We start from the raw sequence: 15,320 nt of genomic DNA, 5'->3' as shown, positions 1-15,320 counted from the left end.
CCCGTCAAGGGTGGTGCGCCTCATGTTCATAAATGTAAACTTCGATCAGAATCCCGCACATCGCTGTTTCTCGTTCCCCCGCCGCCGTTACTCGTTCTAGGGAGTGCCCGTGACGCCTGCCGACCTCGCCGCTCGACTCGGCATCCCCAGCGGGCCGCTGTTCTTCCCCGTCACCGCCTACGGACCCGACGGCTCCGTCGACCTCGACATCTATCGCACGCATGTGCGTCAGGGCGTCGAGGCGGGCGCCGCCGCCGTGTTCGCCGCCTGCGGCACCGGGGAGTTCCACGCGCTCACGCCCGAGGAGTTCGCGACAGTGGTCCGGGCCGCCGTGGAGGCCACCGCGGGACGGGTGCCGGTCGTCGCGGGCGTCGGGTACGGCACCGCGCTCGCCGTGCGGTACGCCGGGCTCGCGGAGGGGGCCGGCGCGGACGGGCTGCTCGCCCTGCCGCCGTACCTGGTGCTCGCCGGGCAGGAGGGGCTGCTGCGGCACTACCGGGAGATCGCCGCCGCCACCGCGCTGCCCGTCGTCGTCTACCAGCGCGACAACGCCGTGTTCACCCCGGAGACCGTGGTCGACCTGGCCCGCACACCGGGGATCGTCGGCCTCAAGGACGGACTCGGCGACCTCGACCTGATGCAGCGGATCGTGAGCGCCGTGCGCGGCGAGGTCCCGCGCGGCTTCCTCTACTTCAACGGTCTGCCGACCGCCGAGCTGACCCAGCTCGCCTATCGCGCCGTCGGGGTGCCTCTGTACTCCTCCGCCGTGTTCTGCTTCGCGCCCGAGATCGCCCTCGCCTTCCACGGGGCGCTGGAGACGGGGGACCGGGCGACGGCGGACCGTCTGCTCGACGGCTTCTACCGCCCCTTCGTCGAACTGCGCGCCCAGGGCCGCGGGTACGCCGTCGCCCTCGTCAAGGCGGGGGTCCGGCTGCGCGGCCTCGACGTGGGGGAGGTCAGGCCGCCGCTCCACGAGCCGACCGAGGACCATGTGAAGCAGCTCGCGCAGATCATCGAACGCGGGTACGCGCTGCTGAAGGAGGAGACCAAGTGAAGGCGTCGACTTTCGTCTACCCCTGGGACGTCAACGGAGATCCGCGGGCCGCCGCGACCATCGCGGCCACCGGCGTCCAGCAGGCGACACTCGCCTCCGCCTACCACTCCACGCGCGCGCTGACCCCCCGCCACCCGCGCCACCGCATCGTCACCGCCGAGCACGCGGCGGTGCTCTACCCCACCGACGACCGGTGGCAGGGACGGCAGTTGCGTCCCTACGCGGCCGGTGACTGGGCACCCGGCGACGCGTTCGGCGAGGCCGCCGCCGCGCTCACCGACGCGGGCCTCGACGTGCATACCTGGGTGGTCCTCGCGCACAACTCCCGCCTGGGCGCCGAACATCCGAGCACCTCCGTCGTCAACGCCTACGGCGACCGCTACCCATGGGCCCCGTGCATCGCCCAGCCCGCCACGCGCGCCTACCTCGTCGACCTGGCCGCCGAGGCGGCGGTACGGCCGGGCGCGCACGGCACCGAACTGGAGTCCCTCGGCTGGTACGGCCTCCAGCATCTGCACGCCCACGACAAGACCGGCGGCGTCGGCCTCGGCGACGCGGGCCTGTACCTGATGGCGCTCTGCTTCTGCCCCACCTGCCGGGAGGGCTACGGCGCCCAGGGCCTGGACGCCGACGAGCTGGCGGCCGCCGTGCGCACCGCGCTGGTCCCGGTGTGGCAGGGGGCGCCCTCCGACGGGGGCTGGACCGGCGTCGAGAAGCTCCTCGGCGCGTCGACGGCGGCGGCCACGCGCGCGTGGCGCGACGACACCGCGCGGACGCTCCAGGAGGCGGCCGTGACGGCCGTGCGCGGTGCCGCTCCCGAGGGCTTCCAGATCCTGCTGCACGCCGACCCCGTCTCGTACCACGTCGGCGCCAACGCCGGCGTGGACCCGGCGCACATCCTGTCCGTCGCGGACGGCGTGGTCGTGCCCTGCGCGGGCGGGCCGGGCCTGCTGACGCCGTTCGTGGAAGCGGGCGGGGGGGCCGGGGAGACTGTCGGGGCTGTCGGGGCTGTCGGGGCTGTCGGGGCTGTCGGGGCTGTCGGGGCTGTCGGGGCTGTCGGGTCCGTCGGGTCCGTCGGGTCCGTCGGGTCCGTCGGGTCCGTCGGGTCCGTCGGGTCCGTCGGGTCCGGAGAGTCTCGGGGGTCCGTCGTCGCAGCCAACTTCACCGTCGTCTCCGGCATGGGCGGCAGCCCCGCCACCCTCGCCTCGGACGCGGCATGCGCGCGTGAGCTGGGGGCGACGGAGCTGCGGCTCTATCACGCCGGGTTGGCGTCGGACGCGGACCTGGAGGCGGTGCGGTCGGCCCTCGCCGAGGTGTGAAGCAGCGGCAGGGCGGTCGCCAGCCACACCGCGCCCAGGATCGGCAACAGGGCGCGTAGGCCGACCAGTTCGACCAGTACCGCGCCCGCGGCGAGACCGAGGACGTTCGGCGCGAACACCAAGGTGTTGGCCGTGGCGACGGTACGGCCGAGCAGCGGGTCCGGGGTCTCCCGTTGCACGGCGGTGAGCACGGCGATGAGCACACAGGGCAGGCCCAGGCCGATCGCCGCGCTGCACGCCAGCGCCAGTGGGTCGGCCGGTATCGCCCGCAGGCCCACCGCGACGGCCGTCACCACGATGCCGTACGCCGCGAACCGGCGCTCGCCGAGGTGCCGCAGCGCGGGGCCGGAGAGCAGGCCGACCGTCAGGGAACCGGCGCCCTGGACGGCGTACAGGACACCGGTGTACGCGGGGGAGTGGCCCAGGTCGTCGACGACGGCGTAGATCATCGCGCCGTTGAGGCCTGCGCAGAGCATGGTGGTGCCGCCGGCCAGGACGAGCGGGCGAAGTCGGGGGTGCCGCCAGAGGTGGCGGGCGCCCTCCGCTGTCTGTGCGCGCCAGGTGAGGGTGGAGCGTTCCGGGCGGGGCTCGTGGACGCGCAGACGGGTGTACAGGCCTACGGCGGCCAGGAAGGTGGCGGCGTCCAGGGCGGCGACTGCCGGGCCGCCGTACGCCGCGTACAGGCCCGCCCCTGCGAGTGGCGCGAGCAGCTTCATGCCCTCCGTGGCCGACATGCGCAGGCCGTTGAAGTCGCCGAGGAGGGTGCGGTCGACCGCGGTGGTGACGAGGGCGGACTCTGCGGCGTCGTGGACGACGCCGGTCGCGCCGTATACGAAGAGCACCGCGAAGAGGAGCCACAGGTCGCCGGGGGAGTTCACGGTGACGAGGGTGAGCAGGAGGGCGGCCAGGAGCAGGTTCGCGCCGATGAGCAACGGTTTGCGGCGGGCGCGGTCGGCGAGTGTGCCGAGCGCGGGGCCGGCGAGGGTGGGGGCCCACATCGCGAGCGCGCACAGCGCGGCGAGGCCGTTCGAGCCGGTGAGGTCCTTGACCCAGACGCCGGATGCCAGCCAGAGGGCTGAGGTGCCGAAGCCGGAGACGATGACCGCGGTGAGGTAGAGGCGGGCGTTGTGGTCGTGGAGGAGGGGGCGGGGGAGCGGGCGTTTCGGGGGCGTCGGGGGCGTCGGGGGCGTCGGGGGCGTCGGGGGCGGTGGGGGTGTCATGTCTGTTGATCGTGGGGCTAAGGAGGGGGTGGGGGGATGGGGAAGGTGCCTTAGAAAAACGGGATCGGCGGGCGGCGATGAGTTTTGGAGGCGGGGGCGGTCCACCCCTCAGACGACGTTCTGAGGAGAAGCGAATGACCGACGCACCCCTGGATCTCGGACCGCAGACCCGTGTCGTGGCACGCCTCGCGGAGGCCGTGACCGACGAGCAGCTGGCGGACGGGACGCCGTGTCCCGAGTACGCGGTACGCAATGTCCTGGGCCATCTGCTCCATCTGTCCGGCGCGTTCCGTGACGCCGCCCGTAAGGATCTCGGCGCCACGACCGACACTCCGCCGACCGCCTCGCTTCCGGACATCGGCCCTGGCTGGCGGGAGGAACTGCCGAAGGTGCTGGCCGAGCTCGCCGACGCGTGGCGCGACCCGGCCGCCTGGACCGGCATGACCCGGGCCGGCGGTGTCGACCTGCCCGGTGAGGTCGGCGGCGCCGTCGCGGTCGACGAACTGGTGATCCATGGTTGGGACCTGGCTGTCGCGACCGGTCAGCGGTACGAGCCCGACCCCGCCGCGCTCCAGGCGACATACGACTTTCTCCTGGCCGCCGCGGAGGACCCCAGTCGGGGTGGTGGCATCTTCGGTCCGGTGATCTCGGTTTCGGACGATGCGACGCTGCTGGAGCGGACGGTCGGGTTGAGCGGGCGGGAGCCGGGGTGGAGGGGGCAGCGCTGAGCCGGCGCGCTGTGCGCGGTTCGGTTTCGTAAAGGGGCGCCCGTGTTGACGCGCCAACCGCTGCGGGCGGACACCCCCCGACACGTCCCCTCGCGTTCGAACGCGGCTGCGGGTGACGCCCCAGGGGCGCGGGGAACTGCGCGACCAACCACGACGCTGCCGCAGTCGCCGGACTTGCCGCTGCGGCAGCGCATGGGCGCCGCGCCAACCGAGGTGTGAGCAACCTCAACTTTCTCTGTCGGAAGCATTGACGAAACCCTTACCCCCTCTTACCTTCAACGCGTCGTACTTCGTACGTCATATATGAGACGCGATACGCGAGATCAGATACGCGAGACCAGGTGCCCGACATCTGGTACGTGACTTCCGAGAGGCGCGCATGACCTCTGTGCCCACGCCGATCCCGTCCCGCACGCAGTTCGTGCTGGACGCGATCAAACACCGCATCCTCACTGGGCAGTTGACGCCCGGCCAGGCGCTGGTCGAGACCGATCTCGCCGCACAGTTCGGGGTCTCCAAGACCCCGGTGCGCGAGGCGCTCAAGACCCTCGCCGGTACCGGGCTCGTCGTGATGAGCCAGTACAAGGGCGTCACGGTGCGCATGGTGGACGCGGACATGGCGCGCGAGGTCTACGACGTCCGGCTGCTGTTGGAGCCAGAGGCGTTGAAGCGGGCGGTCAAGCGGGGGGCCTCCCTCGACGAGGCCCGGGACGCGCTGACCCGTGCGGACCAGGCCACCGACACCGCCGAACGGTCGCTGGCCAACCGGGAGTTCCACCGCGCCCTGTATCTGCCGTGCGGCAACCCGCTGCTGGGCCGGATGCTCGACGAGGTCCGTGACCAGGCCGCCCTCGTCTCCGCCGTCGCCTGGGCGGCCTCGCCCTCCTGGGAGCGGGAGGCCGGTGAGCATCGCGAGATCCTGCGGCTCGCCCTCGACGGTGACGCGGACGGCGCCGGTCGTGCCCTCCACGCGCACATCGCGTCGTTCGTGCAACGGGCCTTCCCGGACGCCGAGTCCGAGGCCCAGGGAGAGGACGGTCAGGCATGACAACGACGTTCGAGACCCAGCGGGCCGCCCTGGCCGACGTGGTCGCGATCCCGGTGACACCCTTCGCCGAGGACGGCTCCGTCGACCAGGACGCCCACCGGGCCCTGCTGCGTCGTCTGCTCGACGGGGGGATCAGGACGCTCACTCCCAACGGGAACACCGGCGAGTTCTACGCCCTGACCCCCGAGGAGCGGCAGCTCGTCACCGAGATGACGATCGACGAGGCCGGTGAGCGTGGGGTGATCCTCGTCGGTGTCGGTCATGACGTGCCCACCGCTGTCGCCTCCGCGCGGCATGCCCGGGAGCTGGGCGCTGCCATGGTGATGGTCCACCAGCCCGTTCACCCGTACGTCTCCCAGGGTGGTTGGGTCGACTACCACCGCGCCATCGCCGAGGCCGTGCCCGAGCTGGGTGTCGTGCCCTACATCCGCAACGCGCAGCTCAGCGGTCTGCGGCTGGCCGAGCTGGCCGACTCCTGCCCGAACGTCATCGGTGTGAAGTACGCCGTTCCGGATGCGTCGAGGTTCGCCGCGTTCGCACGGGACGCGGGGCTGGAGCGTTTCGTGTGGGTCGCCGGCCTCGCCGAGCCTTACGCCCCTTCCTATTTCTCGGCGGGCGCCACCGGGTTCACCTCGGGGCTGGTGAACGTCGCCCCGGCCGTTTCGCTGAACATGATCGAAGCGCTTCGATCCGGTGACTACCCGGCCGCGATGAAGGTCTGGGAGCAGATCCGCCGCTTCGAGGAGCTCCGCGCGGCCAACGGCTCCGCCAACAACGTCACCGTCGTCAAAGAGGCTCTCGCCTCACTGGGGCTGTGCCGCCGCGATGTCCGGCCGCCGAGCAAGCCGCTGCCGGAGGACGAGCGGGACGAGGTCGCCGCCATAGCCGCCGGGTGGTCGATATGACGGACAGCAGAAAGCGGTTGAGCGCCGAGGAACTCCGCAGCCATCAGTGGTACGGCACCGAGGGGCAGTTGCGCACCTGGTCGCACAACGCCCGGATGCGGCAGCTGGGTTATGAGGCGGAGGAGTACCGGGGGCGTCCGGTCATCGCCGTTCTCAACACCTGGTCCGACATCAATCCCTGTCATGTGCATCTGCGCGAGCGTGCCGAGGCGGTCAAGCGGGGGGTGTGGCAGGCCGGGGGATTTCCGCTCGAGTTTCCGGTCGCGACACTGTCGGAGACCTACCAGAAGCCGACCCCGATGCTCTACCGCAACCTGCTCGCGATGGAGACCGAGGAGCTGCTGCGGTCGTATCCGATCGACGCGGCCGTGCTGCTCGGTGGTTGCGACAAGTCGACGCCCGCCCTGCTCATGGGGGCCACCTCGGCTGACGTGCCGTCGATCTTCGTCCCTGCCGGACCCATGCTGCCCGGGCACTGGCGCGGTGAGACGCTCGGGTCCGGTACCGACATGTGGAAGTACTGGGACGAGCATCGCGCCGGGAACCTGACGGATTGCGAACTCCGGGAATTGCAGGGTGGGTTGGCGCGGTCTCCCGGTCACTGCATGACCATGGGTACGGCGTCCACCATGACCGCGGCCGCCGAGGCCCTCGGCATGACGCTGCCCGGTGCCTCCTCGATCCCGGCCGTGGACTCCGGGCACGAGCGGATGGCCGCCGCCTCCGGACGCCGGGCCGTGGAGCTGGCCTGGACCGCGCTGAAGCCGTCCGAGATCCTCAGCCGTGAGGCCTTCGAGGACGCCGTCACCACCGTGCTGGGGCTGGGCGGTTCCACCAACGCGGTGATCCACATCATCGCGATGGCGGGCCGGGCGGGGATCAAGCTCACCCTCGACGACTTCGACCGCATCGCCCGTACCGTCCCGGTGCTGGCGAACGTGCGGCCCGGCGGCCGGACGTACCTCATGGAGGACTTCTATTTCGCCGGCGGCCTGCCCGGCTTCCTGTCGCGGATCACCGATCTGCTCCATCTGGACCGGCCGACCGTCAACGGCACGCTGGGCGGGCAGTTGGAGAGTGCGGTCGTCCACGACGACGACGTCATCCGTGGCCGGGAGAACCCGGTCGCGAGCGAGGGCGGGGTGGCCGTCCTGCGCGGCAACCTCTGTCCGGACGGCGCGGTCATCAAGCACATCTCCGCGGAGCAGCATCTGCTCAAGCACACCGGTCCCGCGGTCGTCTTCGACGACTACAAGACCATGCAGCGGACGATCAACGATCCGTCGCTCGGCATCACCGCCGACAGTGTGCTCGTGCTGCGCAACGCCGGGCCCAAGGGCGGTCCGGGCATGCCCGAGTACGGCATGCTGCCCATCCCCGACCATCTGCTCAAGCAGGGTGTGCGGGACATGGTCCGGATCTCCGACGCTCGGATGAGCGGCACGAGTTACGGCGCCTGTGCCCTGCACGTGGCGCCCGAGGCGTACGTCGGCGGACCGCTGGCCCTCGTGCGCAGCGGCGACCTGATCACTCTGGACGTCGAGGCGCGTTCCCTCCATCTCCATGTGGAGGAGGACGAGTTGGCGCGGCGACGGGCCGACTGGACGCCGCCGCCCGTGCGTTACGAGCGGGGCTACGGCGCCCTCTACAACGAGCAGATCACGCAGGCCGACACCGGCTGCGACTTCGAGTTCCTCGCCCGGAAGGGCACCGTGCAGGACCCCTACGCGAGCTGATCGCGAGCACCAAGGCCCTTTCGTTCACGGGCTTCGCACAACCCTGCGCCAGGAGAAAGCGCTTCCCGCACCACGTACTGAACTGATCGGAGAACAGTCATGGCCCAAGCCGCAGCCGTGGCGAAACCGCCCGCGCCACCCCGGCGGCGCCGTGCCTCCGCCACCCCGCGCAGGCTTCCCTACCTGCTGATCGCGCCGGCGGCCCTGCTCATGCTGGGCTTCATCGCCTACCCCGTCATCAGCGTCTTCTACTACAGCCTGCAGAACTACAACCCGACCAAGCCATGGCGCAACGGCTTCGCGGGCTTCGACAACTTCACGAAGATCTTCACCGACGACCCGGCCTTCTGGGACACGCTGACCTTCAGCGCCAAGTGGGTCTTCGTCGAGGTCGGCCTTCAGCTGCTGTTCGGGCTCGCGCTGGCGCTCATCGTCAACCAGACCTTCGTCGGGCGGGCGCTCGGCCGCGCGATGGTCTTCTCGCCGTGGGCCGTCTCCGGCGTGCTGACCTCCGCGATCTGGGTGCTCCTCTACAACTCCCAGACCGGTATCACCCGTTACCTCGCCGACATGGGCATCGGGTCGTACGGCACCAGCTGGCTGTCGGACACCTCGACCGTGTTCCCGGCGGCGATCGTCGCCGACCTGTGGCGCGGGGTCCCCTTCTTCGCGATCCTCATCCTCGCCGACCTCCAGTCGGTCTCGCGGGACCTGTACGAGGCCGCCGAGGTCGACGGGGCCAGCCGCCTCAAGCAGTTCTGGCACATCACACTGCCGCATCTGAAGGACGCGATCGTGCTGTCCACGCTGCTGCGCGCGGTCTGGGAGTTCAACAACGTCGACCTGCTCTACACCCTCACCGGCGGCGGACCCGCCGGCGAGACGACGACCCTCCCGCTCTACATCGCCAACACCAGCGTCGACGCGCACAACTTCGGTTACGCGTCGGCCCTGACCGCGGTGGCGTTCGTGATTCTTCTCTTCTGCTCGATGGTCTATCTGCGCCTGAGCAAGTTCGGAGGCGAGGACAAGTGAGCATCAAGGAAGCCACCCCGGTCGTGTCCGAGGTCCGCAAGTCCCCGCCGCCGCCCCGGACCAAGGGCAAGGAGCGTTCCTGGGACGACGTGCCCCGCTGGCAGATCTATCTGCCGCTGGGGATCTACCTGCTCTTCACCCTGATCCCGTTCTACTGGATCCTGCTCTTCGCGTTCCGCCCGACCGGATCCACCTCGCTCGTGCCCTGGCCGATGACCTTCGACCACTTCGAGAAGGTGTGGACCGAGCGTGAGTTCGGCACGTACTTCCAGAACAGCGTCCTCGTCGGCGTCGCCACCCTGATCATGACGACCCTGGTCGCGCTGGCCGGCGGCTACGCCCTGGCGCGGTTCAACTTCAAGATCAAGAAGGCCTTCATGCTGGGCCTGCTGTGCTCCCAGTTCGTGCCGGGCGCGCTGCTGCTGGTGCCGCTGTTCGAGATCTTCGCCAAGATCCAGATGATCAACTCGCTGGGCAGCGTGATCATCGCCGAGACGGTCTTCCAGCTGCCGCTGTCGATCATCCTGATCAGCAACTTCATCAAGAACGTGCCGCCTTCCCTGGAAGAGGCGGCCTGGGTCGACGGCTGCAACCGCTTCACCGCGTTCCGGATCGTCGTCCTGCCGCTGCTGCGGCCCGGTCTGATCGCCGTCGGCTCCTTCGCCTTCGTGCACTCCTGGAACCACTTCCTGTTCGCGCTGATGTTCCTCAACAACCCGGAGAAGCAGACCATCCCGGTCGGCCTCAACACCCTGATGGGCGCGGACAGCGTCGACCTCGGCGCACTCGCCGCGGGCGGCATCATCGCGGCCGTACCCGTGGTCCTGGTGTTCGCCTTCATCCAGAAGTGGCTGATCACCGGCTTCAGCGCGGGGGCGGTGAAGGGATGAGGCGCCACCAGATCGTGCGCGGTGGCACGCGGCCGGGCTTCCGCCGGACCCTGCGGCCGGCCCTGGGCCCGGGGCTCCCCGACCGCACCGACCGCATGGATGTCCGGAGTGTTCGCCGCGGCGTTCCGGTGGCGGCCGGTGGTCGGTCTGTGGCGGTGGGGGGTGGGGTCGACGGGGGGTCTGTCGGAGCGGCTGCTGACCGGGCCTGGACGTTGTGGGTGTGCGGGTTCGGTGCCAGGCGGCTCGGTGGAGTCACCGCGATTGTTCGTCGGTCGTCCGGGGCCCTGTCGTGGCTGGTTGCTTCCGGCGGGGGCGGTGCGTATTGCTCCGGCCTTGTCGAGCGCATGGACGTCCGGAGTGTTCACCGCGGCGTTCCGGTGGCGGCCGGTGGTCGGTCTGTGGCGGTGGGGGGTGGGGTCGACGGGGGGTCTGTCGGAGCGGCTGTTCAGTGGCCCGGGGCACGGTCGTGGCTGGTCGTGCACCGTGGTGGCGCCGCCTGTCAGTACCGGCCCGCTCCCCTGCGGAGCGCTACCGGACCGCACCGGAACCCGCCGGGCCCGCTCAGGGAGGTGTGGGCATGAGGATCCGACACATCGGGGCGGTCGTGGGGGTGTTGGGGCTGCTCTGCGTCCCCGCTCACGCCGACGCCCGTGACATCAGCCGTGACACGCTGCCCGTGAACGACGGGTGGGCGTCCGAGGGCGTGGGGACCACCGGTGGGTCCGCCGCCGACGCCGAGCACGTGTACGTCGTCACCGACCGGACCGGGCTCGTCGCGGCGCTCGACGGTGGCAGTGCCACCCCGAAGATCATCAAGATCGCCGGGACCGTCGACGCCAACACCGACGCCGACGGCGACCACCTCAGCTGCGCCGACTACGCCACCGGCGGCTACAGCCTGAAGGCCTACCTCGCCGCGTACGACCCCCGCACCTGGGGCTCCGCCAAGCCCAGCGGCCCCCAGGAGGAGGCCCGTCAGGCCTCCGCCGCGAAGCAGGCCGAGCGGGTCACGCTCACCGTCGGCTCCAACACCACGATCGTCGGCCTTGAGGGAGCCGTCCTCAAGGGCGCCAACCTCCAGGTCAAGAACGCCACCAACGTCGTCATCCGCAACCTCGACTCCCGCGACGCCTACGACTGCTTCCCCGTCTGGCAGCCCAACACCGGCGGCCTCGGCGACTGGAAGACGGCGTACGACAACATCTGGCTGACCGGCTCGACCCACGTCTGGGTCGACCACGTCACCCTCAGCGACAAGGGCCACCCGGACGAGAAGGAGCCCACCTACTTCGGCCGGAACCACCTGCGCCACGACGGCCTGCTGGACATCACCAACGGCTCCGACCTGGTCACCGTCTCCTGGAGCAGGTTCTCCGGCCACGACAAGGCCATGCTGATCGGCAACAGCGACTCGGCCACCGGCGATCGCGGCAGGCTCCGGGTCACCCTGCACCACAACCAGTTCGAGTCCGTCGTACAGCGGGCGCCCCGCGTCCGCTTCGGGCAGGTGCACGTCTACAACAACCGGTACGTCGTCCCCGGCGACGACTACCGCTACTCGCTCGGCGTGTCGACCGAGTCCGGCGTCTACGCCCAGAACAACGCCTTCACCACCCTCGGCCGGATCGAGGTCGCCGACCTGGTCAAGAGCTGGAACGGCACCGCCCTGCACGACGAGGGCACCCTCTTCAACGGCTTCCCGGTCGACCTGCTGCCCATCTACAACGCCTACAACTCCGGCAGCGAGCGCGACCTCACGGCCGACGTCGGCTGGACGCCTACCCTGCACACAAAGATCGACAGCGCCGAAGCGGCCGACCGAGAGGTGGCACGCGGCGCGGGCGCAGGGAGGATCCCATGAGCACCGTAGACATCGTCCTGGCGGGAGCACGCGGCCACGGCCACTGGCACCTGGAGAACATCCGCCGGCTCCAGGACAAGGGGATCGTCCGGCTCGCGGGCATCTGCGAGCTGACGCCGCTGGAGCCCACGGAGATCCCCGAAGGGCTCGGCACGCCCGAGCAGTCCGCCGACTTCGGTGCCCTGCTCGACTCCACCGGCGCCCGGATCGCGGTCATCTGCACGCCGATCCCGACACACACCGACCTGGCGCTGGAAGCGGCGCGGCGCGGTGTGCACCTCCTCCTGGAGAAGCCCCCGGCGCCGTCGTACGCGGAGTTCCGGCGGATGGCCGACGGCGTCGCCGCCGCCGGGGTGGTCTGCCAGATCGGCTTCCAGTCGCTCGGCTCGCACGCCGTGCCCGCGATCCGGCGGCTGATCGCCGAGGGCGCGATCGGGGAGATCGCCGGGATCGGCGGCGCCGGCGCCTGGGCCCGCCCGGAGTCCTACTACCGGCGCGCCCCCTGGGCCGGCAAGCGGCGTCTGAACGGCGTCGACGTCATCGACGGCGCCCTCACCAATCCCCTCGCGCACGCCGTCGCCACCGGCCTCGCCCTCAACGGCTCCACCCGCGCCGAGGACGTCACCGACATCCGGACCGAGCTGCTGCGCGCCAACGACATCGAGTCCGACGACACCTCGTGCGTCCGTGTCACCACGGCCCAGGGCCGTCCGGTCACCGTCGCGGCGACGCTGTGCGCCGAGCACCCGGACGAGCCGTACGTCCTCGTGCACGGCAGCCGCGGCCGGATCACGTTCTGGTACAAGCAGGACCGTGTCCTGCTCCAGCGCGCGGGCCACGGCCCCGAGGAGTACGAGCACGGCCGCACCGACCTGCTGGAGAACCTCGTCGACCACCTCACCGACGGCACCGACCTGATCGTCCCCCCGGACGTGACCGGCGCCTTCATGAAGGTCGTCGAGGCGATCCGCACCGCCCCCGACCCCGCCCCGCTGCCCGCCAGTGCCTGGCACCTCGTGGACGACCGCCGGGTGGTCCCCGGCATCGACGGCCTCGTCGCGGCGTCGGCCGACACTCTCGCCCTGTTCTCGGAGCTCGGCGCCTCCTGGGCGCTGCCAAAAGAGGTGAGCACCTGATGACGACCAACGACACCCCGGTCCTGCGCGTCGCGGGCCGCCCGGTCGGCCGCTATGTCACCCGGCCCGAGCTGGCCCCCCGGCTCTCGCCGCGCCCCTACCTCCACCCCGTCACCACCCTCGCCGGCACGGCTGTCACCGAGCTCAGCCCCGCCGACCACCCGCACCACCTCGGCGTCGGTGTCGCCGTTCCCGACGTCGAGGGGCACAACTTCTGGGGCGGGCGCACCTACGTCCGGGACCAGGGCCCCACCGAGCTCGACAACCATGGCGCCCAGCGGCACAACGCCTTCCAGCTGCGCGACCCCGACGGCTTCGTGGAGGAGCTGCGCTGGGTCGCCGCGGGCGGCGAGCTGCTGCGCGAGCGCCGGACCGTGGCGGCCACCGAACTCACCGACACCGCCTGGGCGTTGGACTTCACCTTCTCGCTGACCAACGTCACTGCCGACCCGCTGTCGATCGGCAGCCCGGCCACCAACGGCCGCCCCGGCGCCGCGTACGGCGGCTTCTTCTGGCGGGCCCGCAAGGAGGAGCGGACACCGGACGTCTTCACCGCCGACACCGAGGGGGAGTCCGAGGTCCACGGCCGGCGTGCCGACTGGCTCGCCCTCGTCGGCGCCGGCTGGACGCTGGTCTTCGCCGGGGCCACCGAACAGACCCGCCGCGACCCGTGGTTCGTGCGCACCGCCGAATACCCGGGCGTGGGCTCCTCGTTGGCGCACACCGAACGGGTGCCGATCACGGCCGGGGACACCCTCGTACGCCGGGTCGTCACCGTCGTCGCCGACGGCCGCCTCGACCGGGACGCCGCCGCCGCGCTCGTCCGCAAGGCGGTGAGCCTGTGACCGCCACCTACACCAACCCCGTTCTCGACGCGGACTGGTCAGACCCGGACGTCCTCCGTGTCGGCGACGACTTCTACCTCACCGCCTCCAGCTTCGGCCGCGCCCCCGGCCTGCCACTGCTGCACTCCCGCGACCTCGTCAACTGGACCCTCGTCGGCCACGCCCTCGAACGCCTCGAACCGGCGAGTGAGTTCAGGACCCCACGGCACGACTGCGGCGTCTGGGCACCGTCCCTGAGGTATCACGACGAGCGCTTCTGGATCTTCTGGGGCGACCCCGACCAGGGCATCTTCCAGATCAACGCCCCTGGGATCAGGGGCCCTTGGACCCGCCCGCACCTCCTCAAGGTGGGCAAGGGCCTGATCGACGCCTGCCCCCTGTGGGACGAGGAGACCGGCGAGGCCTACCTCGTGCACGGCTGGGCCAAGTCCCGCTCCGGCGTCAAGAACCGGCTCACCGGCCACCGGATGCGCCCCGACGGCACCGAACTCCTCGACGAGGGCAAGGTCATCGTCGACGGCGACCGGATACCCGGCTGGTTCACCCTCGAAGGTCCCAAGCTCTACCGGCACGACGGCTGGTTCTGGATCCTCGCCCCCGCCGGGGGAGTGGAGACCGGCTGGCAGGGCGCCTTCCGCTCGCGCGGCTTCTTCGGGCCGTACGAGGAGCGCATCGTCCTGGAGCAGAAGGACACCGACGTCAACGGCCCCCACCAGGGCGGCTGGGTGCGCACCCCGTCCGGTGAGGACTGGTTCCTGCACTTCCAGCAGCGTGGCGCCTACGGCAGGGTGGTCCACCTCCAGCCGATGCGCTGGGGCGCGGACGGCTGGCCGGTCCTCGGCGACGAGGGCGCCCCCGTCGCCGTGCACAGGAAGCCCGATCTGCCGCCGCAGCCGCCCGCCGCGCCCGCCACCGACGACGACTTCCCCGGCGGACGCTTCGGCCGGCAGTGGAGCTGGACCGCCAACCCGCAGGACGGCTGGGCCACCCAGCACTCGGGTGACGGCCTCCGGCTGACCTGTGTCCGCTCGGCCGACGCGCACGACCTGCGCAAGCTGCCGAACGTCCTCACCCAGCGGCTGCCCGGCACACCGTCCGCCGTCGAGGTCGAACTCCGCCTCGACAGCGAGGAACCGGGCGCCCGGGCCGGACTCGCGGTCCTGGGTGACGCGTTCACCTGGATCGGCCTCGAACGCGGCGTCGACGGCACGGTCCAGGTCGTGCACCGGTTCGCCGAAGGTGTCGCCGAGCGCGAGCGCGACGCCGACCACCCCCGGCCCGCCCCCGAGGGACGGGTACGGCTGCGGATCGAGATCGGCGCGGGCGCCCGCTGCCGCTTCTCCTACGACGTCGGCGACGGCCCGCACCTCTCGGGTCCCGTCTTCGCCGCCACCCCCTGGCGCTGGGTGGGCGCCCTGCTCGGCCTCGTCGCCCTCGCACCCACCGGAAACGGTCACGCCGGCGCGGCAACCTTCACTCGGTTCAGGATCACTTCTCTGTAACTCACCTCGTACGGACGCCTTTTACGCCTATTGGGAGCCGC

Annotated in this window: 13 protein-coding genes; 12 read left to right on the top strand and 1 reads right to left on the bottom strand. The window is 71.0% G+C overall.

What is annotated here, in order from left to right; translation table 11 throughout:
* Nucleotides 1-109: 109 nt before the first annotated feature.
* A complete protein-coding gene (locus ACIHIX_RS22515) occupies nucleotides 110-1,054 on the top strand; it encodes a 5-dehydro-4-deoxyglucarate dehydratase (protein ID WP_399958866.1) in 945 nt (314 codons plus the stop codon).
* Nucleotides 1,051-2,373, top strand: coding sequence for a hypothetical protein (locus ACIHIX_RS22510; protein ID WP_399958864.1), 1,323 nt, complete (start codon nucleotides 1,051-1,053; stop codon nucleotides 2,371-2,373). The genes ACIHIX_RS22515 and ACIHIX_RS22510 overlap by 4 nt, the downstream gene beginning before the upstream one ends.
* On the opposite strand, the gene ACIHIX_RS22505 is transcribed toward ACIHIX_RS22510, so the two are convergent.
* Nucleotides 2,310-3,593 (bottom strand): MFS transporter, encoded by a 1,284-nt coding sequence (locus ACIHIX_RS22505; protein WP_399958862.1) that lies wholly within the window; start codon nucleotides 3,591-3,593, stop codon nucleotides 2,310-2,312. The two genes, ACIHIX_RS22510 and ACIHIX_RS22505, sit on opposite strands and share 64 nt — an antisense overlap.
* A gap of 134 nt (nucleotides 3,594-3,727) precedes the next feature.
* Between ACIHIX_RS22505 and ACIHIX_RS22500 the strand changes: the two genes are divergently transcribed.
* From ACIHIX_RS22500 to ACIHIX_RS22455, 10 genes are all read left to right on the top strand, one after another.
* Complete coding sequence (locus ACIHIX_RS22500; protein WP_399958860.1) at nucleotides 3,728-4,321, top strand: TIGR03086 family metal-binding protein; 594 nt, start codon at nucleotides 3,728-3,730, stop codon at nucleotides 4,319-4,321.
* A 379-nt stretch (nucleotides 4,322-4,700) separates the two neighbouring features.
* On the top strand, nucleotides 4,701-5,369 hold the full coding sequence (locus tag ACIHIX_RS22495; RefSeq protein ID WP_399958858.1) for a GntR family transcriptional regulator: 669 nt from the start codon (nucleotides 4,701-4,703) through the stop codon (nucleotides 5,367-5,369).
* Entirely contained in the window at nucleotides 5,366-6,274 is a 909-nt protein-coding gene (locus tag ACIHIX_RS22490) for a dihydrodipicolinate synthase family protein (protein WP_399958856.1), read from the top strand. The genes ACIHIX_RS22495 and ACIHIX_RS22490 overlap by 4 nt, the downstream gene beginning before the upstream one ends.
* Entirely contained in the window at nucleotides 6,271-8,010 is a 1,740-nt protein-coding gene (gene araD, locus ACIHIX_RS22485; protein WP_399958854.1) for an L-arabinonate dehydratase, read from the top strand. The genes ACIHIX_RS22490 and araD overlap by 4 nt, the downstream gene beginning before the upstream one ends.
* A gap of 99 nt (nucleotides 8,011-8,109) precedes the next feature.
* Entirely contained in the window at nucleotides 8,110-9,045 is a 936-nt protein-coding gene (locus tag ACIHIX_RS22480) for a carbohydrate ABC transporter permease (protein ID WP_399958852.1), read from the top strand.
* The gene (locus ACIHIX_RS22475; RefSeq protein ID WP_399958850.1) at nucleotides 9,042-9,935 is read left to right on the top strand and encodes a carbohydrate ABC transporter permease; all 894 of its coding nucleotides are present in this window, start codon (nucleotides 9,042-9,044) and stop codon (nucleotides 9,933-9,935) included. The genes ACIHIX_RS22480 and ACIHIX_RS22475 overlap by 4 nt, the downstream gene beginning before the upstream one ends.
* 577 nt (nucleotides 9,936-10,512) lie before the next feature.
* Nucleotides 10,513-11,796, top strand: a complete 1,284-nt coding sequence (locus tag ACIHIX_RS22470) for a polysaccharide lyase family 1 protein (RefSeq protein WP_399958848.1) — start codon at nucleotides 10,513-10,515, stop codon at nucleotides 11,794-11,796.
* Nucleotides 11,793-12,932, top strand: coding sequence for a Gfo/Idh/MocA family protein (locus tag ACIHIX_RS22465; RefSeq protein ID WP_399958847.1), 1,140 nt, complete (start codon nucleotides 11,793-11,795; stop codon nucleotides 12,930-12,932). Before ACIHIX_RS22470 ends, ACIHIX_RS22465 begins: the two co-directional genes overlap by 4 nt.
* Nucleotides 12,932-13,777 carry a PmoA family protein gene (locus tag ACIHIX_RS22460; RefSeq protein WP_399958845.1) on the top strand — a complete coding sequence of 282 codons (846 nt, stop codon included), beginning with the start codon at nucleotides 12,932-12,934 and terminating at the stop codon, nucleotides 13,775-13,777. The genes ACIHIX_RS22465 and ACIHIX_RS22460 overlap by 1 nt, the downstream gene beginning before the upstream one ends.
* A complete protein-coding gene (locus tag ACIHIX_RS22455; protein ID WP_399958844.1) occupies nucleotides 13,774-15,279 on the top strand; it encodes a family 43 glycosylhydrolase in 1,506 nt (501 codons plus the stop codon). Before ACIHIX_RS22460 ends, ACIHIX_RS22455 begins: the two co-directional genes overlap by 4 nt.
* The last annotated feature ends 41 nt before the right edge of the window (nucleotides 15,280-15,320 follow it).

Source organism: Streptomyces sp. NPDC051913, assembly GCF_044593635.1.
In the GTDB taxonomy this organism is placed as follows: Bacteria; Actinomycetota; Actinomycetes; order Streptomycetales; family Streptomycetaceae; genus Streptomyces.
Note: the sequence above shows the minus strand (reverse complement) of the source record. Positions and strands in the feature narration are given on the sequence as shown.